Origin of the sequence: Flavobacterium cucumis (assembly GCF_900148835.1) — a bacterium.
Lineage (GTDB): Bacteria > Bacteroidota > Bacteroidia > Flavobacteriales > Flavobacteriaceae > Flavobacterium > Flavobacterium cucumis.
Genome location: NZ_FRYK01000005.1, coordinates 90,643 through 114,087, shown reverse-complemented (window position 1 = coordinate 114,087; position 23,445 = coordinate 90,643). Strand labels below are relative to the sequence as shown.

Annotated in this window: 19 protein-coding genes; 10 read left to right on the top strand and 9 right to left on the bottom strand. The window is 30.6% G+C overall.

All coding sequences use genetic code 11. From position 1 onward, the window contains the following. Positions 1-7: 7 nt before the first annotated feature. The 10 genes from BUE95_RS11885 (at position 8) to BUE95_RS11840 (ending at position 10,848) form a co-directional block, all read left to right on the top strand. Positions 8-1,975, top strand: coding sequence for a PA14 domain-containing protein (locus BUE95_RS11885; RefSeq protein ID WP_159433517.1), 1,968 nt, complete (start codon positions 8-10; stop codon positions 1,973-1,975). An 86-nt stretch (positions 1,976-2,061) separates the two neighbouring features. Further along, a complete protein-coding gene (locus BUE95_RS11880) occupies positions 2,062-4,197 on the top strand; it encodes a S9 family peptidase (RefSeq protein WP_073584788.1) in 2,136 nt (711 codons plus the stop codon). A 124-nt stretch (positions 4,198-4,321) separates the two neighbouring features. Then, entirely contained in the window at positions 4,322-5,362 is a 1,041-nt protein-coding gene (locus BUE95_RS11875) for a cysteate synthase (RefSeq protein ID WP_073584786.1), read from the top strand. A 732-nt stretch (positions 5,363-6,094) separates the two neighbouring features. After that, positions 6,095-6,853, top strand: a complete 759-nt coding sequence (locus BUE95_RS11865; protein WP_073584782.1) for a hypothetical protein — start codon at positions 6,095-6,097, stop codon at positions 6,851-6,853. A 32-nt stretch (positions 6,854-6,885) separates the two neighbouring features. Continuing rightward, on the top strand, positions 6,886-7,278 hold the full coding sequence (locus BUE95_RS11860; protein ID WP_073584780.1) for a DUF5675 family protein: 393 nt from the start codon (positions 6,886-6,888) through the stop codon (positions 7,276-7,278). Positions 7,279-7,308: 30 nt separating this feature from the next. Beyond that, entirely contained in the window at positions 7,309-7,602 is a 294-nt protein-coding gene (locus BUE95_RS11855) for a hypothetical protein (protein ID WP_073584778.1), read from the top strand. Beyond that, on the top strand, positions 7,595-7,768 hold the full coding sequence (locus tag BUE95_RS13745) for a hypothetical protein (RefSeq protein WP_200778621.1): 174 nt from the start codon (positions 7,595-7,597) through the stop codon (positions 7,766-7,768). Before BUE95_RS11855 ends, BUE95_RS13745 begins: the two co-directional genes overlap by 8 nt. Before the next feature lie 1,425 nt (positions 7,769-9,193). After that, positions 9,194-9,598, top strand: a complete 405-nt coding sequence (locus BUE95_RS11850) for a helix-turn-helix domain-containing protein (RefSeq protein ID WP_084530297.1) — start codon at positions 9,194-9,196, stop codon at positions 9,596-9,598. After that, positions 9,588-10,331 carry an ImmA/IrrE family metallo-endopeptidase gene (locus BUE95_RS11845; protein WP_073584776.1) on the top strand — a complete coding sequence of 248 codons (744 nt, stop codon included), beginning with the start codon at positions 9,588-9,590 and terminating at the stop codon, positions 10,329-10,331. The genes BUE95_RS11850 and BUE95_RS11845 overlap by 11 nt, the downstream gene beginning before the upstream one ends. Further along, on the top strand, positions 10,315-10,848 hold the full coding sequence (locus tag BUE95_RS11840) for a PIN domain-containing protein (protein WP_143165294.1): 534 nt from the start codon (positions 10,315-10,317) through the stop codon (positions 10,846-10,848). Before BUE95_RS11845 ends, BUE95_RS11840 begins: the two co-directional genes overlap by 17 nt. 466 nt (positions 10,849-11,314) lie before the next feature. Here BUE95_RS11840 and BUE95_RS11835 read toward each other — a convergent pair whose 3' ends face one another. The 9 genes from BUE95_RS11835 to BUE95_RS11795 form a co-directional block, all read right to left on the bottom strand. After that, the gene (locus BUE95_RS11835) at positions 11,315-11,935 is read right to left on the bottom strand and encodes an NADAR family protein (protein WP_073584774.1); all 621 of its coding nucleotides are present in this window, start codon (positions 11,933-11,935) and stop codon (positions 11,315-11,317) included. A 33-nt stretch (positions 11,936-11,968) separates the two neighbouring features. Then, positions 11,969-13,027, bottom strand: coding sequence for a phosphoribosyltransferase-like protein (locus BUE95_RS11830; RefSeq protein WP_073584772.1), 1,059 nt, complete (start codon positions 13,025-13,027; stop codon positions 11,969-11,971). Between the two features lie 11 nt (positions 13,028-13,038). Beyond that, positions 13,039-13,722, bottom strand: a complete 684-nt coding sequence (locus tag BUE95_RS11825) for a hypothetical protein (protein WP_073584770.1) — start codon at positions 13,720-13,722, stop codon at positions 13,039-13,041. A gap of 10 nt (positions 13,723-13,732) precedes the next feature. After that, complete coding sequence (locus tag BUE95_RS13590) at positions 13,733-14,929, bottom strand: putative phage abortive infection protein (RefSeq protein WP_143165293.1); 1,197 nt, start codon at positions 14,927-14,929, stop codon at positions 13,733-13,735. Then, complete coding sequence (locus BUE95_RS11815) at positions 14,930-16,729, bottom strand: DUF6119 family protein (RefSeq protein WP_073584766.1); 1,800 nt, start codon at positions 16,727-16,729, stop codon at positions 14,930-14,932. It lies immediately after the preceding gene. Further along, positions 16,722-17,606: a hypothetical protein gene (locus BUE95_RS11810; RefSeq protein ID WP_143165292.1), complete on the bottom strand. Its 885-nt coding sequence runs from the start codon at positions 17,604-17,606 to the stop codon at positions 16,722-16,724. The genes BUE95_RS11815 and BUE95_RS11810 overlap by 8 nt, the downstream gene beginning before the upstream one ends. 22 nt (positions 17,607-17,628) lie before the next feature. Continuing rightward, complete coding sequence (locus tag BUE95_RS11805; protein ID WP_073584762.1) at positions 17,629-18,513, bottom strand: phospholipase D family protein; 885 nt, start codon at positions 18,511-18,513, stop codon at positions 17,629-17,631. Between the two features lie 20 nt (positions 18,514-18,533). Next, complete coding sequence (locus BUE95_RS11800; RefSeq protein ID WP_073584760.1) at positions 18,534-22,235, bottom strand: YobI family P-loop NTPase; 3,702 nt, start codon at positions 22,233-22,235, stop codon at positions 18,534-18,536. A gap of 408 nt (positions 22,236-22,643) precedes the next feature. Continuing rightward, the gene (locus tag BUE95_RS11795) at positions 22,644-23,306 is read right to left on the bottom strand and encodes a hypothetical protein (protein ID WP_073584758.1); all 663 of its coding nucleotides are present in this window, start codon (positions 23,304-23,306) and stop codon (positions 22,644-22,646) included. Positions 23,307-23,445 lie beyond the last annotated feature (139 nt).

The window sequence follows — 23,445 nt, the reverse complement described above, 5'->3', positions numbered from 1 at the left end:
GCACCCCATGAACACAACATTTCAGAAATTAAGAGAATGGTTATTTCTCTTATTTACAGCATTGTTTCTAAATACGACTGTGGCCCAACCGCTTACGGCACAGACGTATTATGATTTGGGAACCGAGACCTATCCGTTTTCTTTGATTACCAATGGGAATGGTACTTTTTATTTTGCGGATGAATATACCTATCCCAATCAAATTAAGAAGCTTTCGTCTAATGGCGAATTAACGACTTACAATGGTACTCCCTTCTATCTTCCTAATTATAGTTGGGACTATCCAAGTGCGGCTTCCATGTCGGTAGATCAAAATGGCAATCTTTACTATGTGGATCAATACAATTGGCCACCAGTACTAAATAAGATAACACCAGATGGGGTGGTTAGCAATTATCTCTCAGGAAATTATTATCCTAAGGCTTTGGTTCATGACAGTCAGGGGAATATGTATTTTGTTGACCAAATGAATTGGCCTTACACCATTTATAAAGTGGATACAAATGGCAATGCCAGTCTTTTTTTTAGCGATAGTACTTATTACATCAATTCGATTAGTATTGATTCTGAGGATAATCTGGTTTTTGTAGATGCCAATTCCAATACCAGTATCTACAAGATTTCACCCCAAGGGGTTCTTTCCAATTATATCAGTAATACGGGATTCTATATAAAATCCCTTACAACCGATGGTTTGGGAAATACCTATGCTTTAAACCAAAATAGCAATCCGTATACGGTTTATAAAATGGATGCCATTGGCACTATCAATTTGTATGCAGAAATCGACGTGAATGTGAATGATGTTAACAGTATGGTCTCCGATTTTAATGGAAATCTTTATTTTTTAGGATATACTCCTGGCGGAGTTCGTAAGGTATTCACGTTTACAAACCCTGACTTTCCGTGTAATCCACCAACGGATCCTTTGGTTACGGATGGAGTTGTTTGTTGCAACCAATCGGTGGAGTTAAGGGCTTCAGGAATTGGTGAAATAAAATGGTATGATGCCATCAACGGCAATCTATTGGGCACGGGCAGCAGTTATACGACAGATGCCTTAATTAATGCCACTACCTTTTATGTAACTACCGAATTTTGCAATCAAGTTTCAAGTTTTGTTCCCGTAACTGTAACGGTGAAAGCCCCTCCAGTGGCTCTTATTTCGGGTAATACTACCAATAATGATTTGGTTACATTAACGGTATCGGGTGCTGCTTCTATATTTTGGTCGGGAGGAACAGCACCAACTTCGGCTACGAATTATTTTACGAAAAGTGGAACGTACACGGTTACCATAACCAACGAATTTGGTTGTACCGCCACCGAAGTGTTGAGTTTGATTGTCAATAAATTGGGCGTAACGCCTTCGGGTGCGCTAACTTCCAATTTTACTGAAGGCATTTCTAAAAATGGAAAAGTAAATGAAGTTACTTATCTCAATCGCTACGGAAAAGTGAGTTCCTCGCTTGGTGTGGATGAAGAATTAAATTATCAAGTTTTTACGGCTCCTTTTAGTCATCCCAATAATGAAACCGAATTTGCTGCCTATACAGACCCTCTAAATTTAGTAAGCTCAGGAGTGAAAAGTCCGAATCTTATATTGGATTGGAACAATGCCACCGTTTTAACAAATGAAGGTATCGTTATTCCAAATGGAGGCGAAGGGTTTAGTTTTGTAGCTTCGGGATTTTTTATTCCTTCTGAAACAGGTACCTACACGTTTACTTGCGAAGGGGATGATGCTGTTGATTTATTTATTAATGGGGTTAATGTAGCCAATCATTATGGAGGGCATGGAATTGATAATTTAGGTTCGCATACAGGGACTATTGTTTTAACCCAAGGGATTAAATATACATTCAGAGCTCGAATGCAAGAAAATGGTGGTGGTGAGGGGTTACGTGTTTTTTGGAGAAAACCCTCCGATGCATCAGGTTGGTTCCTATATCCAGAAGAACTGAGTTCGGAATAACAAATGCAAAGCCATCTTTTTTAGATGGCTTTTTTTTATTTCGACAAAAATGCTAAATTAGCATTTCATAACTATTATAAAATTTCATGAAAAAAATCACGTATTTCCTTTTAGGTTGTGTTATTTTTGCTCCCGTTTACAGTCAAAATAAAACAAAAAAGATGTCTAATAAATCACAGCCACCAGTTGCTAAAATTGTTCCTAAAACATTAGAAAAGCACGGCGACAAAAGAATTGATAACTATTATTGGTTAAACGAAAGAGAAAACCCAGAGGTTATTGATTACTTGAATAAAGAAAACGAATACTACCAAAAAGCAACAGCGCACACCAAACCCTTACAAGACGAATTGTTTTTGGAAATGAAAGCCAGAATCAAGGAAGACGACAGTTCGGTTCCTTATTTCTACAATGGTTATTACTACATTACCCGCTTTGAAAAAGGAAAAGATTACCCGATTTATTCCCGTAAAAAAGGCAGTTTAGAAGCCAAAGAAGAAATCATGTTTGATTGCAACGAAATGGCAAAAGGACAATCGTATTTCAATTTAGCGGGAATCAATGTAAGCGAAGATAACAAATGGGTAGCGTTTGGAGTAGATTTGGTATCGAGAAGACAATACACCATCCAAATTAAGAACTTAGAGACTGGCGAAATTCTTCCTGTAAAATTAGAAAACACCACTGGAGGTTCTACATGGGCTGGAGATAACAAAACCTTGTTTTACACTCGTAAAGATGCGCAAACTTTGCGTTCAGATAAAATTTACAAGCATACCTTAGGAACTGATGCTACTTCAGATACTATGGTTTTTCACGAAAAAGACGACACTTACAATACGTTTGTATACAAAGAAAAGTCAAAAAAATATTTAGTAATTGGTTCTTCAAGTACGCTGACTTCTGAATATCAGATTTTAGAGGCGAAAAATCCAAATGGAGCGTTTCGAATTTTCCAAAAGAGAACTCGTGGATTGGAATATTCCATTTCGCACTATGGGGATAGTTTTTATATCGTAACGAATAAGGACAAAGCGACGAATTTCAAACTGATGAAAACGCCAGAAACGGCTACTGCAGCTGAAAACTGGACCGATTTAATCGGACATAGAGACGATGTGTTGCTAGAAGGAATCGAAATCTTCAAAGACTATTTAGTAGTAGAAGAGCGTTCGAATGGTTTGAACAAGATTAGAATTATGCCTTGGAGTGGAACAGGGGAATATTATTTACCTTTTAGTAGTGAAACCTATACGGCATACACCACTACCAACGTAGATTTTGATACGGAGATTCTTCGTTATGGTTACCAATCCTTGGCAACGCCTTCTTCTGTGATTGATTTCAACATGAGAACGCAGGAGAAAAAAGTCTTAAAGGAGCAAGAAGTATTGGGTGGAAAATTCGACAAGAACAATTATATCGAAGAACGCGTTTGGGCAACTGCAACCGATGGAACAAAAGTGCCAATCTCGATGGTGTACCGAAAAGGCATCCAAAAAGATGGTAACAACCCCTTGTTGTTATATGCGTATGGTTCGTATGGCGCTACAATGGATCCTTATTTTTCATCAACCCGTTTGAGTTTATTGGATAGAGGATTTATCTATGCCATTGCCCACATCAGAGGAGGTGAGGACTTAGGAAGAGCATGGTATGAAAACGGTAAACTTTTAAAGAAAAAGAACACCTTCACTGATTTTGTTGACTGTTCGAAATTTGTAATAGCTGAAAAATATACTTCTCCAGCGCATTTGTATGCAGAAGGAGGTTCGGCAGGAGGTTTATTGATGGGAGCCATCGTTAATATGAACCCAGAATTGTACAACGGTGTGATAGCACAAGTTCCGTTTGTGGATGTAATTACGACGATGTTAGATGATACGATTCCATTGACTACGGGAGAGTATGACGAATGGGGAAATCCAAATGATAAGGTGTATTACGATTATATGTTATCGTATTCGCCTTACGATCAAGTAAAAAAACAAGATTATCCAAATATGTATGTGTCAACCGGACTTCATGATTCGCAAGTGCAATATTGGGAGCCTGCAAAATGGGTGGCTAAATTGCGTGTGATGAAAACAAATGACAAACAATTGTTTTTAGATACGAATATGGATGCGGGTCACGGAGGTGCTTCTGGACGTTTTGAAGCGTTAAAAGAATTGGCCAAAGAATTCGCTTTTTTATTAGATTTGGAAAAAATTAAGAAGTAGTTAAACTTTTTTTGTTAAATTTGCAAGGTTTTGGAGGTGTCAAATACGACATTTTTAACATCTAATAGTTGTAAATACTAGTAAAGCATAGTATTTTAAAAACATAAAAAAACAATATCTTCATATGAAAGAAGAAATAAAAGCCTACAATAGTGTTTTAGATTTAATAGGGAATACCCCTTTAATCAAATTGAATAAAATTTCAGCTGATTTACCAGGTAATTTCTATGCAAAAGTTGAAGCCTTTAATCCAGGTCATTCTACCAAAGATCGTATCGCATTATATATAATTGAAGAAGCAGAAAAAAGAGGGATCCTTAAACCAGGTGACACGATTATTGAAACGACTTCAGGGAATACAGGTTTTAGTTTGGCCATGGTGAGTATTATAAAGGGATACGATTGTATCTTAGCCGTGAGCTCAAAATCATCTAAAGATAAAATTGACATGTTGCGTTCGATGGGAGCTAAAGTGTATGTTTGCCCTGCACATGTTTCTGCTGATGACGAACGTTCGTACTACAATGTAGCCAAGCGATTACACGAAGAAACAAAAGGATCGGTTTACATCAACCAGTATTTTAATGACTTGAATGTAGACGCACATTACAAATCTACAGGTCCTGAAATTTGGGAACAAACAGGAGGTCAAATTACGCATTTAGTGGCTTGTAGTGGTACAGGAGGAACGATTTCTGGAACGGCACGTTTCTTAAAAGAACAAAACCCTAATATTAAAATCTTAGGTGTGGATGCTTTTGGGTCGGTTTTAAAGAAATACCACGAAACCAAAGAGTTTGACAACGCTGAGATTTATCCTTATCGTATAGAAGGTTTAGGTAAAAACTTAATCCCAACCGCGACTGATTTTGATGTGATTGACAAGTTTATCAAAGTTTCGGATGAAGACAGTGCGCACACCGCAAGAGAATTGTCAAAAAAAGAAGGTTTGTTTGTTGGGTATACTTCGGGAGCTGCTTTCCAAGCGGTGAAACAGTATGCTGAAGAAGGCGAATTTGATGCCAACAGTAAAGTGGTTATCATTTTCCCAGACCACGGGTCACGTTACATGAGTAAAGTATTCAGTGACGATTGGATGAGCGAGCAAGGTTTCTTTGATTCGGTTAACCAAGAAGAAGCATTAAAAATCGAAATTATTAAATAATACCCTAAAGTTTGGGTACTAATTCTAGTGCCACAACTTTATACTCGATACTAAAAATGGAAGCATATTTTTCGCTTCCATTTTTTTTTTTACACAGATTTATCAAATGTTGGTTCATTTGTAAGGTGATAAAACCCGATAAAGACTGAACTTCTTTACTTTTCAATTGCTATCGGTTGCGCTCTAAATGCAATTTTATGGTGCTTCGTGAAGAATTGCCATCAATCGAGTATGACTTTGGAGACATGTTCGTAATTTAAGCCGGTATACGTGCAAAATTCTTCTACACTAACCCTACTTTTTGCGGGTTTACGGAATAACTTTCGGGTTTCGTTTAAAATTCGAGTACTCTGGCGGTAACTTTTTCCTGTGATCATTTGAATATCCTTAGGATAAATACAAACTCTTTTTGTGGTTCTGTTCATATTTTGAAATGCTAGTATTAATTCAAATTTGACTTGCTGGATAGGATGTACTAAATTCCATCTCTTATGCGTATTCCAAATGTACAGCATATTCTTGTTTCTTTTACGCCGATTTTGGTACTCGATTTAATTTTCGTTAGGACATTTTAAGACAAAAGCACACACTTAGGTACGTTTTGATTAGGGTGACGTTTTTTCATTTGCTATTTGTTTCAAATTTGCTTCAGAATTAATTCAGAAAGTGTTGCAACCGAGTTTTGAATGATTTGAGAAGTTAAAAAAAATGTAGAACTAAAATTTTTATGTTATGGCTAGACAAAGCGGAATTATCAAGTTAAAAGGTACCATCGGGGATATTACTTTTTACAAAACACAAGACGGACATTTGGCACGTGAAAAAGGAGGTGTTGAAGCCAGTAGAATTGCGAGTGATCCTGCGTTTCAAAGAACACGTGAGAACGGTTCCGAATTTGGTAGGGCAGGGAAGGCCGGTAAACTTTTACGAACCGCTTTACGTCCTTTGTTGTTGAAAGCCTCAGATGGTAGAATGGTGAGTCGTTTGACCCAACAAATGGTCAAGGTCATCCAAATGGATGCGGTGAGTACCAGAGGAATGCGAAATGTAATTGATGGGGAAATTGAACTGGTTCTGGGTTTTGAATTTAATATTCGTGGGAAATTAGGCACTTCATTGTTTGCTCCTTTTACTACGGATATTGACCGTGTGGCGGGAACTTTGGATGTTAGTATTCCTTCTTTTATTCCAGCGAATATGATTGCGGCTCCAAGTGGAACGACGCATTTTAAAGTGATCTCTGGAGGTGCTTTAATTGACTTTACGGGAGAAACCTATGTAGTAGCTACTTCAGAAACGGCGATTATGCCTTGGGATACCTCCGCTACAACGGCAATTAACTTGAGTAATGCGGTGACGGCAAACGCTACGCATCCCCTTGTTTTGGCACTGGGAGTAGAGTTTTACCAAGAGATTAATGGGCAAATGTATCCGTTGAAAAATGGAGCGTTTAATCCTTTATCGATAGTGGCGGTTGATGGAGGCGTGTAAGCTGGGAGCTGGAAGTTAGAAGCTGGGAGTTTATGATACTGTTTTTAACCAGAACTTATTTCCCTGAAGGAACGAATGGAAAATTGGAATGTGAGGGCAAATTGATTAGTTATACGATTGAATTGCCGTGGAAGCAAAATGAACGAGGGATTTCCTGTATTCCTGAAGGGAAATATTTTATTAGAAAGCGATATAGTGCGAAATACCAATGGCATTTGGAATTGGTGGATGTACCGAACAGAACTTATATTTTGATACATCCTGCTAATAATGCGAAAAAGGAATTGCGTGGCTGTATTGCTCCTGTTACGAAACTTTCTGGACCTGGAATAGGTTTTATGTCTAGAAAAGCTTTTAAGAAGTTGAAAGACTTAGTTTATAAAGCTTTGGATAACAAAGAAAGTGTGGAATTGATTGTACAATAGATCCTTTGCAGGATTATAAAAAGAAAGATTATGAATGTAGTAGAACGTGCTAAGGCACCCACTCCGAAATTTTTTAAGGTGTTGCGCACCATTGGATTAGCCTTATTAGCAGTAAGTGGAAGCATTGTAGCTGCTCCAGTAGCTTTACCTGCTGTTATTGTAACCGTTGCGGGTTATGCTGCCGTTGCAGGTGGTGTTTTATCTGCAGTAAGCCAAATTACCGTTGATACTTCGATAAGCTCAGCAACCGTAGCGGATAATACTATCCTGGGCAACAAAAAAGAAGAGGCACAGCCCGAAACCCACACGAAAGAAAATGGATAATTCTTTATCCTTAAAGGCAGGGACTTTTGGCGGATTCGCGTTGAGTGTTATACCGAACCTCACCTCAGCCGATGTCTTAAAAACGATAGTTTTAGCCTGTATTGGAGCAGTAGTGAGTTTTGGTGTTACCTTGCTATTAAAGCAATTGACATCAAAAAAGAAATAAGCTCAGTTTGGATTGGTAATCTTTATTGAGTAGGAGAAAGCCTGAATGAAAGTTCAGGCTTTTTTGTTTTTGAAATGGTATCGAGATCTGTAGCAATGTTTTGTTTTCATTCGTTCTCGATACATTTTGTGCTTGTAAATCTTAGGCTTTACAAACACAAAACACTCGAAGTGACGGAGGTGGAATTAAGTGATTAAAAGATGTTTTGTTAAGAACACTTATACTGTAAATTTGAAAACACTCAAACGTTACTTACATCTAAAAAACCACGAACCACACTATAGTCACTTCGAGTGATTTTTAAAAGGAAAAATGCTAATTTTTGCTTTTAAAAATTGTATCGAGAACTGTAGAACCGATTTATTTTCAGTAGTTCTCGATACATTTTGTGCTTGTAAATCTTAGGCTTTACAAACACAAAACACTCGAAGTGACGGAGGTGGAAATGCTGAATTGAGAGATGTTGAGCAAAGTATTTAAAAATTACAGAAAAGAAACACTCAGCAATCACTTACATCTAAAAAACCACGGACCACACAATCGTCACTTCGAGTGATTTTTAAAAGGAAAAATGCTAATTTTTGCTTTTAAAAATTGTATCGAGAACTGTAGAACCGATTTACTTTCATTCGTTCTCGATACATTTTGTGTTTGTAAATCTTAGGCTTTACAAACACGAAACACTCGAAGTGACGGAGGTGGAAATGCTGAAATGAGAGATGTTAAGCAAAGCATTTAAAAATTACAGAAAAGAAACACTTAGCAATCACTTACATCTAAAAAACCACGAACTACACTATCGTCACTTCGAGTGATTTTTAAAAGGAAAAATGCTAATTTTTGTTTTTAAAAATGGTATCGAGAACTGTAGAACCGATTTATTTTTAAGTAGTTCTCGATACATTTTGTGCTTGTAAATCTTAGGCTTTACAAACACAAAACACTCGAAGTGACGGAGGTGGAAATGCTGAATTGAGAGATGTTAAGCAAAGCATTTAAAGATTACAGAAAAGAAACACTTAGCAATCACTTACATCAAAAAAACCACGAACCACACTATCGTCACTTCGAGTGATTTTTAAAAGGAAAAATGCTAATTTTTGCTTTTAAAAATTGTATCGAGAACTGTAGAAGCGATTTATTTTAAGTAGTTCTCGATACATTTTATATCACCAGGTACAGCGACATCAAATTCTTTACAAATTTTCTTAATTCCTTCATTTGTGTATGCGTGTTCTTCGGTTAATTTAGCTAGTGTTTTTGACTAAACCAAATCGTAAAATTGTTTCTCTTGTTACTGTGATAGTCTCTATTTTATAAGTGTTTAGCGGATTTATATATTCTATATGTAATCGGATTTACGACTGTAATGCATGCTTACATGTTTTAAAAATATTTTGTACAATTATATGGAATTTAATAAAATTGATTAATTTTGTAACAGAATTTGATGAAATAAATCAAACACTAACAAACAATAATAACGGAATCATGGAAGCAACAACTGGATTAGTAATAAAAGGACTTCGCGAGAGATATGGTTATACACAAGAAAAATTGGCAAGTTTTCTTGAAGTAAAAAGAGAAATGATTAGTTTTTATGAAAATAATGAAAGAGAAGTTCCTTTAGATGTTTTAGAAAAATTATCCGATTTATTTGGAATTGAATTGGCTGTTTTTTTTAGTGAAACAGTTGAAGAAGCCATGGCAGAGGTGGTTTTTGCTTTTAGAAAGGATTCTGTTACTGAAAGTGATATGGAAAAACTTTCAGAGTTTGGCAAGATTGTAAAAAATTATATTAAGATTAATCGTTTGTATCATGGCCTTTAACGACAAAATACTAGAAGCTAAAGCTAATAAGTTCCGAAGAGAATTGGGATTAGGAACCGAGACTTCCATTAATCTTGAAAAGCTTTTGTTGAATTTAGGTGTTTTGACTGTGTATATGCCATTAGAGAGTGAATTTTCAGGTATGGCGCTTAAGACGAATGAAAATTTGTTCATGCTCATTAATTCTGCATTGCCAGTAGGTAGGCAAAATTTTACTATTGGACATGAATTGTATCATTTATTTATTCAACACGATTTCAATTTCCAGATGTGTAATGCTGGTAAGTTTGATAAGAAAGACAAAGAAGAATATAATGCAGATGTTTTTAGTTCTTATTTTTTGATGCCCGATGCGGCTTTAATGAAACAAATACCTGAAAAGGAATTGGGATGGGGTGAAACACTTTCACTAGCTACCATTATTAAAATGGAACAGTATTTTGGTGTTTCTAGAGCTGCTCTTTTGGTTCGATTAAGCAAATCAAAATATATACATTATGATGATTACAAACCTTATTTGAAAGGTGTGATTAAAAGTGCTGTTGAACATGGTTATTCGTCTGATTTATATGTAAGAAATGATGCGAATAATGTAATAGGGGATTATGGTACAAAAGTAAAAGCTTTGTATGATGCAGATAAAATTTCAGAGAGTCATTATCATTCTTTGATGCTGGATATTGGTTTAGATATTGATGATCCAAAATTTAATGATGATGGTAAAGAAAATTAGTGCTGAACCCAGAATTTTGTTGGATTGCGATGTTATCATACATTTTACGAAAGCGGGACAACAATTGCAATTGCCTAAGATATTTCCTGATCGTTTTGTGATTTTGGATAAGGTTAAGGCAGAGTTGGATAAGCGGAAGAAGAGTATTGTAGCTCTAGAGCATTTTTTAGAATGGTCGAAAATAGCAGTAATTCCTTTTCCTAAAGAGAAGGAAATTCTAATTGAATATGCGCGTTTAAAATCTAGTATGGGTGATGGTGAAGCAGCTTGTATGGCAGTAGCCAAACACACTAAAGATTATATTGCAAGTAGTAATTTAAAAGATATTAAAGCGTATTGTGATTATTTTGGAATTGTTTATTTAACTACTATGGATATTCTTTTGGAAGCCTATCAAAAAGGGATTATGAGTGAAGCGCAATGCGATGCTTTCATTAAAGAAGTTAAATCCAAAGATAGTAAGTTGATTGATGGTATTGATACCGTTAAGCAATATGAAGAAAAAGTAAAAAAATAACCGAAGCAAAAGGAATAATGGCTCGGTCAGTTGCAATTAAATGTTTGGACGCTGTTTGATTTCTTCTGCAAAAGTAGTAGCATTCTTTTATTACTTAATTATTCCTTGATTTTTAACCAAATGCCTCAGTATTCAATTGTTTGGTGGGACAAAATCATTTGTACTAAGACAAAAAATAGTAAAGCTGGAGACAGTGATCAACATGGTGCCATAAGAGACCGCAGTAAGACTTTTAATCCTAGAACTGTGAACTTTATATTTAGCAAAAATTATTTTTAGTGGAAAATAGTATTGTATTTTCCATTATAGACCTGTTTTTCGCAAAAATTTTCTAGTAGTTACTCTTTTTATTATTGTTAATTAACGAAATGAAGCAACAGGCAGCATTGAGCTAGGAATACTTGTATACCGATAGCTATCGGCACAGGCTTAGGAGCTATTTTTGTGCAGGTGAATGAGGTAATTGTTATACTAAACTATCTTCTAAAAGACTTTCATTGTGATAGTCAATTATCATGTCGTCACATATAATATCAATATGCTGATTGTATAATAGCAATGCAGGAACATCTGGAGGATTAACACAAAAAATACGGTTGTTTTCTGATATGTATTTTTCTCTTAATTCCATTAATAGTCTGCCTAAAGCATTAACACCTACTAATTCATCGTTGTTTATTGGTTTTGCTCCCCATATTTTATTATCAGTAGCGTACTCAACAATTGATTTGTTTTGTGTTTCTTTAAGTATTGCACTAAATTTATCCCAATTTTGAGCTAATTTAATCTCTAATACCCAACGCATTACTTTTATTTGGATTTTTTCCCAATCAGGACGAGAATATTGTGCTTTGTATTTATTACTAATCATTTTAGCTTTCATAGCATTATCTTGATTAATAATTTCAAATTGAATTTCAGGATTTGTTGGATAACGCATTGCTTGATATAAATGCTCTGAAGAAGGTATTATCACTTCATTAATATACAAAGCATAACCCGATGCCATATTAGATAAACCTCCAAATGGCTCTTTTGTTTTTCTAAAGACAATTGCCTCTTTTGCGTTGTAGTTTCTGATATTCATAGTGCAAACTTAGGTAAATATAAATAAATAATTTTAATTTCCTCTGTTATATAACGGAAAAAGTCCTTTCCAATTGTGTGCCTGATTATCCCACCACAATACAATTGGACATGTATTACTTATATTTCTCCAAGTAAAAAACAATGTACCTGTACCAAATGTTTTATAACTCGGATAGGTTTTTCCTAAAGGACGATGTTTTTGTTTTGTTGTTTCATCTTGAATTTTACTAATGATTTCAATTCCTTTGTCTAAAAATATTTGCTCTAATCTATTTCTATTTTCTTTTGAAGAGAAAAACGCCTCTTGACTGGGTTGAGTTGCTTTTCGGTATGCTTTATCTGATTGAACAGAAGCATTTTCTAAACTTACTAAATAAGCATCGTATTCATTTTTTGACTTTTCTGGATATACTAAATTTAATTTTGGATTAAACCCTTTTAAATTATTTTCAATTTTATAATAACAACCAATAGGAAACTTAGCAACGTCTAAAAAATAATTTTCATCACCAAATAACTTTTTTAAAGAATATCTCGTATTATCCAAACCCCAAGAATGTGTACAGAAAAAGAATGATAATATTCTTAATTCTTTATTAATTAACGGTTTTAATAAACTGTTCTCTTCAATAAACTTTTTTATCGCAAATTTGAATGTACCTCCACTTGCTAAAACATCATCTAAATAAATATAATTTTTTACTCCTAAAGAACCACATATTTCAATTGTGAAACCTGTTTTATTTAACATTATATCATTAATTAAACTCAATAGAATAGATTGACTCTTATGCTCTGCTTGTGAATTAATAAAATGTGTTTCTCTCATAAAAGTTTCAACATTTTGATAACCAAAAAATGTAGTAGCTTTATTTAGAAATTCCCAAAGTATTTCCTTTGCTTTTTCTTTTGAGATATAAACTCCTTGATTTAAAATATGCAATAGTTCACTCAATACAAACTCTTGATCTTGCTCGTCAAATTGATTTACCCAATCTAAAACGTGTTTAGATGACATAACAAAACCTTCATCATAATCTGAATGATAATCTTTTGTTATTACTACAATATTTTCTGCTATCTGTTCCAATGCTTAATTATTTAATTTTTATCAAAATCATACTTAATGTCTTTAAAAACTTCTTTAAGATAAGCTACCTTGTTGGCTGTATCGTTTAATGATGGTTTTGAATATTCTTCAATTTTTTTACCAAAAGCAAATTCTATTTTTGAGCTTATTTTATTTAGTTCTTTTGCTATTTTTTGTAATTTATTAATTTCTAATTCAAGTTCTTTTCTTGTTAAACCATTATGGTTATAATCTAATTCATATTCTTTTTCACATAGTGCATTATAATCAAATAACAAATTTTCTTCATCTATTTGTTTGAATCCAATATTTAAAGCTACTCTTAATGAATTTTGATAATTAGTTTCTCCAATTTCATTACATTTTATTGTGATTTTTTGTTCAAACCTATCAGTTTCTTCTAATAGATACGGTAAAATAACTTGTTTTAAAGCTTTTGAAAGATGCCCATTTTTACGATGTTTTGGTAAAATAACCCAATGTAAATCATGTGTCATATCTAAAACAGCACCAACATAATTATCGTTATCTTTTATTAGGAAATACGTATATGGAACATGGCTATCTGAAAAACCTTCTTTATACCATATATGCACTAATTCTACATTTTTACCAATACCAACTTTTACACAATCTTTATAATTTGGAAAGCGGTTTAGTTTGTTTATTAGTTGTATTATATTTTTTTCAGTCAAATTAAGTTATTTAAGCTTGTTCAACTTCTCCTGATGTTTCAACTATCCTTTTTATTATCACTTTTTCAAAGTTTTTTTGATCTAATATTTCTTTTATAATAGAATCATTTTTAGAATTGATAAATGCTTCTTCTTTGTACAATGGCGAATAATTTTTAAAAAAATTGTTTTCTTCATTAGCTCTATTAATTATTTTAAAAAAAGTATACTTTTCAAGTAATGGTTTAAATTTTTCATTGCCATGGTAGTATATGCAATTCAAAAATAAAATTTTTAATTCTGCATCAGAAATTTGAGCCCTAAGTATAGATGTGTAATCATATTTTATTTTATAGTCTTGAATTAAATTAGAAGAGAAATTAGCGTTATCTATATATTTTACAATTCTATATAAGTTTCTAAAGTAATGCCCCAAATCAGAACTTACCGCTGAATAAATAGTATTGTATATATCTGGAAATTTTGAAACAAGAATGTGACCATTGCATTTAATCTCATATTTGTTTTTGAAAATATTATGAAATTTATTTACATCTTTTATATTACCTTTTATGTATTCTACATCATTTCCATAGTAAATTTCCATGTCAATCCACAAAAAATAATCTAATAAATCAAAAATATAAACGAAAGCATCTCTTGAGCTTGATTCAGATTCAATAATAATATTCTCAGCAAAAGATTCGTCAACGAATTTATTCTCTTTAATAAAAGACTCTAGTTCCTTATTGAAATGAAAGATTTTTTTTGTTTTTAAATCAATATCACTTACTATTTGATGATGTATAGATAATAAATTATAAAAATTACTTTCAAATTTTTGAACATAATCGTTTTTCTTTTGTTCCTCGAATTGAACTTGAACTTGTTTGTTTGCTTCATATTGTGCGTAAAATGCAAGTGATGCTGCGATAATACCTATAAAAGCTAGAATAGGGTTTAATATACCTCCAAAAAAATCGCCATAAGTACCGATTTTGCTAAAATCTTTTTTGAAATCTTGTGGCTCTTTGTAAATATCAATGATGTAATCAATTGTAAATCCAATTATAACTAAAGAAATAGCCAGTAATATTAATGATACAATGATGGTTTTATTGTGTTTTATCTTGTTACTGAATTGATTTGTATTCATAAAAATAAAATAAATAGCTAGCCCAAATGAAATAGCTGAAATTAGAGATAATAATATTGGTAAGCATTTCATTTACGGTATTTCAACTATTTTAATTGGAAATGAAAGCATGTTCATTTCTCTTACGCATTGAATTAATGAATATTTAGCAATATTAGATTTTATAGATTCTACATTACCTTTTACTAAAGGGGTTTTAATTGCATCTGATTTAAAAGCCATAACGAACTCAATTCTTTTATTTTTGTTTGTTAATTTGCTTATGAAAGTTTTTTTATCAATTAGTTTATTTTTATTTTCAACTCTATTATTATAAGAATCAATGACTTGTTTAATAAAAATTAAATTGCCAGAACTTACATCATTGTTAAATCTTGCTGCTGAAACTTGAATTTGATTACTCAAATCTCTTATTTTACCATCAAACCCCTTTTTGACATGGATAAAATATAGAGCATTATCACTTTCATAAAGAATATCGCATAATTCAATATTTTGACCTAAAGCTTTATCAAAAACCCAATAATTTTCTTTAGAATGATATTTTCTGTTATAACAACCTTCATCTTCATTTTTAGAAAAATCCCATTTTTCAGTTAAAATATCTTGATCTAAATAATTTAGTTCTATCATTCTGTTACATAATTCGTTAATAGAAGTAGTAAAATTATCCTCTACTTTAAACCATCTTGTATCGATTTGAAAAATTGGTTTATTTTCAATATTTAATTCACAAATTATATGGTCTAGGAAAACTCCTTTAGTTAATGTTTTATTTTTTCTTAAACCATAAAGCCATAAACCACTAATTATTCTTCTAAACTCAATTAAATCAAGATTCTCATAGTTTTCGTATATAATTTTTAACCCTTGATATAGTAATTTTTCTTTATCTCTAAACTCAAACTTCTTATTTATATCTTTTAGTTTAAAAACATACAAATCGCTTTCATAAAAATCTTGAATATTAGAAGGATGAACAAATTCGATTTCGGGGTGTTTAGGAAAATCTGTTCTACCAGGAGAAAATAATTCATTCATATAATTGAACAAAACAAATATTAACTCTTTTTTGTAAACATCTTTGATAGAGCCTTTATCTTTAATTTCTACAAATGAGGTTAACTTTTTTTTATCTTTCCCTTTTGATATTTCATTGATAGTAATAAAAATATTGTGTAAATTATTGAAACTAATTTTATGCTTTATATTAAAGTATGATCCAATTTCAATAATAGTTGTTCTATCTGTAAAATCTATGAATGAAAATACACTATCTTTTATTTCTTGTTTAAGTTTTATATTTATTTTAGAAGGAATATTTGTAAAATTTAATACATCAATTAATTTTAAACCATCTTTAAAAATATCTTTTCTTTTTGATAATTTACCTGAAATACCTCTAAATTCAATTGACAATACTTCTTCATCTAAATCTGTTATATGTTCAAAAAAATCTAATCCAAATCTTTGATATTGATACCTAATAATAACTCTACTACCGCCACCACCAACAATAGCGTAAATATTATTTTCTATGCAAGCAAATAAAACAAAAGATATAAGTTTAACCGAAAAATCATGTGTTTTTGATAAAGTTTCAGGAATAAAATTTTTCCAATATGTTTCTTTTTCTTCAGTGTAAGAGTAAGTGTAATATTCTATGCCATCAATTTTATTAGGAAACAATCTAAAGTTTTCATCAGCTTTATTAACTTTTTCTCTGTGTTTTTTTACAATATAATTAATTATATCAGCATTACCGTTCAATTCATTTTTTTTGAATTCATAATGAGTTGTATCGATCTGATATATTTTTATATCGTATTCTGGTTTTTCAATATTCATTGCTGTAATAGATTGATTAGTCAATATCTAATTTTCTATGTATTTCTCTCATTTGTTTAGCTAATTCTCTACTTTCCAAAACAAACTTTTGCTGTTCTTCTGGCAAGCAATCAAAGCAAGTTTTAAACTCTATACTTTTGTAATTTATTTTGCATTTAGGACATAACTCCATATTAAATAAATCATAACTTGAAGCACATTTTTTACAAGCAGTTATGGTATCTTCAAATGAAAGATATTTAATATCGTCATTTAAATAAAGTAAAAATGCTTCTTTTTCTATTGTTGCCGCATTGATTTCAGTAGCATTATTTCTAAGTAACCAATACATTACATTAGATAAGTTATGTTTATTTTGCCATTTATCTTTACTTACAAAACATTTGTCATAAACTTCATATGCATCATTGTTTTTATAAAACATTTCGACAAGTTCATAAACCGAGTAATTAGTTGCTTCTTCAAATTCATGTTTACAATCTGTGCAACGATATTTTGGAAGTTTTCTAACTCTTTCACTAGGATTTTTACTCTTACAATTAGGACATAATGGTACTGGCAAATACTCATACCTATTTATTACGTGCTGAGTAAACACTGATTTATCAATTTCAGAATTTAATTTAATGTGATTTTCCGTATATGCTCTTTTAAGTTCAACTAGGTAATCGTTGAATTTTTTGGGATGTGAGAGATGCTGTAATGTTATTACCTCTGTACTACTACATATTTCACATTTATCTTTTATAACCTCAGCTCTTCTTAATTTCCAATCTTTTGTATCCCAAGAACGTTTCCCTTCTTTTAAATCATTACCATATAAAGTCTTTGCAGTTTCAACATCAATCTCTCCATTGATTAACTTTTCTCGTAATTCGATTAATTCATTATAGGTTAACATTTTTGTGTCTTTTATTAAAAAATTAATACAATTCGGGTTTTGCCATTGAGGTTTTACCATTTGATTGTTTACCTGTTTTATGACAATAGTTTTCTGGAAATGAATAATTCTCATATGCAGCCCAAACTTGATAAGCATCATAACACATTGGTTTCATTGGATTGTATGGAATCTTAATTCCTGTTGTTATGCAATACCCATCTGTTTGATTATTATTGTAATTCTCTTGTTTGCCTCTGTTGAATATTTTTTCTTCCTGATGCATATTAGAAAATTCTTCTCTTGTTATTTTTTCATCACTTTGAATGAATTCATATTCGAAGTCATCGTAATGTTTGTATTTAAAAAATTGATTGTTGTACAGCTTGTCTGTGACATCATAAATTACAACTGATTCAACAAACTTTTTAGAAAATCCAAGATTAGCTTTTTTGTAAACTGGTCGTTTTACAAAAACACATATATTAGTTTTGATGACTTCATTCGTGTATTCGTAGGTTTCTTTATATAGCTTATCTAAGTTTAACGCAGAATTATTAAAAGCTATACCATATTCAATGTTACCCGTCATGGATTTATCTAAAAAGTTTAATGATGTTAGCAAAGCTTCGCTTTCATTTGCATAAAATTTAGCATGTAAATTTGCGCAATAGATAATAACTACATTATGAAATTGCTTAAAAAAATCTAAATCGGCAGGTTTTAAACTTTTGTGCGTTTGGCTTTCATTTTTTCCAAAAACCACTACTAGTTCTAAATCTGGATTATTGTTAATTTTCTTGAAGATTTCTTTGCAGTAATCATCTAGGTGAATGAAAGGTGATAATATGATTAACTCTTTTTTTGCATTCCATATTATATCGGTAAGTTTATCGTCTAAATCTTTACCTGTTATAAATTGTGACATTTTTAGATTCTTAATTATTTTTAATAATTTGTTGTAATTCTAAAATTTGATTTATTCCACTTGTCTTCGTAATATTTTTTAATAAGTTTTCTTACCATTAATTTTTCAAATAATGAATTATTAAAATCGGTTTTTAAATAAGTAGGTTTTCCTTTTTGAAAAAGCTTATCATATCCAGTAATATTATTTAAAAGTGTAATGATGTTTGAATCATCTAAATCGTTAAAATATAGATTAACCAAGCTTATTTTATTTTCAAGCAAGATAGTATTTTTAACTATCGATTCTATTATATTGTATTCAAATTTAATTTTACTGGATGCAGTTAAAATGATTTCACCAACTTTCCTTGATATTAATTTATCATCAATTAAAACCTGCAAAGGCAACTTTGTGATAAGCTCTATTTTATAATCGTTAAATATATTTTTAGATTCTAATATCGTTAAAATATCTTTATTTTCAATCTCAAAATCATCAAAATTTAATAGAAACTCTCTAAAGTCTTTTTCAATTAATGCAATGTGATAATTTGAAAAATTCTTTTTTAACAAATCATAATTATCTTTTGTTAAAGTCAAAATTCTGGAAACTAAGTAGTTAATTTTATTGGTCTCGAGATTTTCAAATGATAGATTACCACGAGTATATAAATTTTCTTCCAAAATTTTAGTATAACTTTCAATAGACAATTCATTACACAACAAAATGTTTTTTCTAAAATTTGGATAATCAAATGTTTCTGATTCTTTTATCATTTTTTCTTTAGACAGTTTTAAATATATATTTTCAATATTTAAAAAATTAACCAAACTATCGTCTATTTGAAAATCACAATTAGAATAATAGTCAATCACATTTTCCCAATTAGCAATAACTTTTAAATTAATTAATAATTGTTTCTTTATTTCAAAATTTTCTATCTTACTTATGTCTGATATAAGAGTTTCTATTTTTTGAATTATTTTAAATTTCAATTTATCCTCTAATTCTTCATTATTTAATAGTTCTATTAAAGCATCTTCATTTTCATAATTATTTAGGTCTAACTTTAAATATACATCCTCAATGTAAGTATTTATGTTTGAATTTATATAGTCAATTAATGGAACACAATTAGAATTTAAAATCGTAAAATAGTTAGAAGTTTCAAATACATCATTTTCTTCCTTTTTTCCATATAAATAAATCATTTGTTTAAGATTTACAATATTTATTTTATAATGATTATTCTCATAAACAAAATCAAATAATTTTTTTGTTTCATTATTTGGATTTTCTAATTCTTCAAATTCAATATTAAGCTTTTCAATTAGCTTTTTAATTTTGTTTAAATAGTTTAATTCTTCAGTATTTTTAATTAAAGAAAGAAAATGAGCTTTCTGATTTATTGAAGATGCAAGAGTATTATTATTTTGTGATGAAAGTATGTCATCTATTAATCCAAACATGATAATTAGTGACAAATATTTATACTGTTTTTCAGGTAAATAATTACTCTTTAATGAAATATAATCCCAAAAGCCTAACCAATTTTTAACTAATTTTTCAAAAAATATTTTTATTGGTATATTTTCTAAAGATATGTATCTATCAATGAAATCTATAGATCTTACTTTTTCATTTGATAATAAATCGATTAAAGCATCATACTTATCAGAATACTTATTGTAATTCTCTCCTAAAAAGTTAATTAAATCAAAATTTAAAATACTTTCTCTATTGAAATATCTTAAATCAATTTGATTTTCAATAAGATTTTCAATTTGTGTTAATTTATAATCAAATTCTTCATTAATTCCACTTTTTACACTTCTTTCAAATTTTTTGTCCTCCTTTGTTAATGAAACCTCATGGAATAACGAGATGAAATCACTATAGTTTTCATTTAAATGACCTTCCAATAATAAATTTCTAATTAACCCACTATTAACAAAATCTGTTAAATAATTATCTATACTAACTTCTTTAAATATTTTTTTTAAATCCCAGCTTTCAATCTCTATTTTCTTTTTTCTTAATGCCTCAATCTCGTTTTTTAGTAAATTAATTTTGTTGCTGTTTTTTGATTCTATTAATCCAATCCTATCTTTAAAGCTATAATTAGAATTAATTTCTTTTTCAATTGAAGCAAAGCTATACTTAAGCTTTTGTACAGCAGAACGAGTATAATAATGTCCATTATAATGATTGTAAGTCACATATTCTACATTATTATTTATAATTTTATTAAATTCTTCTTCATCTAATTCTTGAATATTAATATTCAAGACTAAAGCTTCATGAGGGATTTTTGACAAAACTAGATTTGTATAAATGCTTCTGAGTTCTCTAATATTACTTATTGTTTCACTTTCAATTTCATTTATTTGAAAACCTTTATTTTTAATATCTTCTTCTATTTCACAAACATAATCTTCTATATATTTTTTTTTATTGTTAATTAATTCAAATAATTTTCCTTTATTACTATTTAGTGCATCATAATCTTTTGGATAAAGGTTTTTATAAGTAATGATTGCAAACAATTCAGCCTCACTCCCTTTAATTAAATCTGGTTTCAGTACGTTTCTGTAAATTGCAAATTCATGAAAAATATTGATTAATAACCTCATATCAATATCATCAATAAAAGTAGTTATATCTGATAAAAATTCTGAAGAAAGTATATTGTCTTCTAATTCAGATTCTTTAATTAAATTCATCAGTTGTTCTTGGGCATTTGATGAATTAATAAAAGGTATAACTGGAATGATATACTCAAAGAATTTGACTCTTTCCTTTTTATCATTGAACAAAGCATCTCCCACAGCATATATAAAATTGATTTCTTGTTTTATCAATTGCGAGTTGTTTAATAATATGTTGATTTCTCTGAGTTTAGTAAAGATATCTGTACTATCAAATCTATCTAAATCTTCAATTATGACAACATTAAAATTAGTTCGTTCAAAAAAATATAAAATCTCTTCCAAATGTTCATTGAAAACAGATTTATTAACATTATTTCCTAATTCTAACTCACCTTTAATATTGACTTTATTAATCTGAGAATTACTAAATAATTTAACTACTAATTTTGATAACAATCCTAAACCACTAAATGCAATAATAAGAATCAAGAGAGCAAACCAATCGAAATTTTTGGTATTACTCCAATTTATTGGATTGATTTTGTCTAAATAGTTATATTTTAATAATAAGATGGAACTAGAAATCCATAAAATAAATGTAAATGAAATAGTCCATATTTTCCAATCAGGGATGTTAATTATTCTTTTAAAACGTGATTCTGGTATTTCTGAAGGTTTTACATGATAAAAGATTTGTTGTAAAATACTAACTTCTAAAAGCCGTTCAAGTTCATCTCGTTGTATTTTCTTTTGTTCAAGCGTTAATTTGTTATTTTTCTCTTCCTTTTTTTTGTTAAATGAAGCTAATGAGATATTTAGATATTCATATTGTGAATTTAAAGATTTAAATGTATTGATTATAGTACTTTTTCCAGAACCATATCCTCCGGTTAAAGCTATATTATTTACACCTTTTGTGTCAATTGTATCTTTTAATTTATCTAGGTATGGTTGAATCTTTTCAAGATCTTCTTTTTTTGTGAGCACTTTTGGAGCTAAAGAAGAAATTGAAGAAGCAATTTCTATTGATTCTTTTCTATTGATACTTAACCAAACTGGTAATAAATCTTTATTATTAATTCTTCTCATAATTAAAAAAATTATTTCTTCTTATTCTTCTCCTTCACAAACAACCTGGCTGTATATTTCCGATACAATTCAAACAAAAACTCCATGCGTTTGGCTTAATTTGTAGTATAATTCCCAAAAATAACAAAAAAAGCACATGTACAAACTGTTCAATTACCTTATTTTCAATACTATATGTTTTTTACAGAGTGCTTTTGATAGCTAAGGTAAATAAAGTGGTTGAGATAAAAATGTGGAAAACCGTATTTTGTGTTTTCTTTTGGTGTTGGGTAATGGGTTTTGATTTAAGTTGCTCTTAAATGGATAGCCTACTTTGTAGGAGATTCCTATTTTGGCGGAATGATAAAAGTGAGGGAGTCTACTTTGTTTGAGATTCCGAGTAAACTCTGAATGACAAGACGTTTTAAATTATTCAAAGAAAATTTTTAGTTTTCTACTGTAGTCAATTTCAGACAGATTTTCTAGTAATTCTGGGAGTTCGGTTAGGTCTAATAGATCGGATGGATGTTGTGGTAATTTTTGACAATCAAAATCATGAATATACTTTTTGTAATTGACTTCCCCTAGAGTGAAGAGCAACAACAAATAGCCTTGTTGTTTTATACTTTTAATCGTTTCCTTCATTTCGTATTCTTGGAGATATAAGGTCAAGATTACTTTTTTTGTAGCGATGTTGTAATTCTCTAATTTTACCTTGGTGTTTTGAATGGTCTCAATTAATTTCTTTGGTATGGAAGGGTTTTCTGGGTTAAAAGGAGGTATGTAAAACTGAATAGAAAAGTGGTCCAAAAAAGGCCTGTTTTCTTCTAATGCGTTGATTTTAGGAAACAGTTTTCTGTAATCATGGGCGGTTATAAATAACTTTAGTTTGTTGGCTATTTGTGGGTCGTCTGTAATATAAAATTTGATTCTTCTTGAAACGTAGTTGAGATTTCTTTTGAAATGCCATTCCATTTCGGCTTTGTTGCTGTCTAGTTTATAAGCGTTGTATAGGGCTTGTTCGTTGTCTTCGAACCAAAACCAAAAGTTATAAATGGTTTTCATTAGGCGAGGGGTTAGTTCTTGATTCATTTTTTTACGAATTTTTGTTTTTAAGGAACACAGATTATAGAAATTTTTATAATTTTTAAAATTTGGAACGCGGATGACGCGGATTTGCTTAGCAAAGCGCTGATGGTTACGGATTTTCTTTGTTTGCGTGTAAGGATTC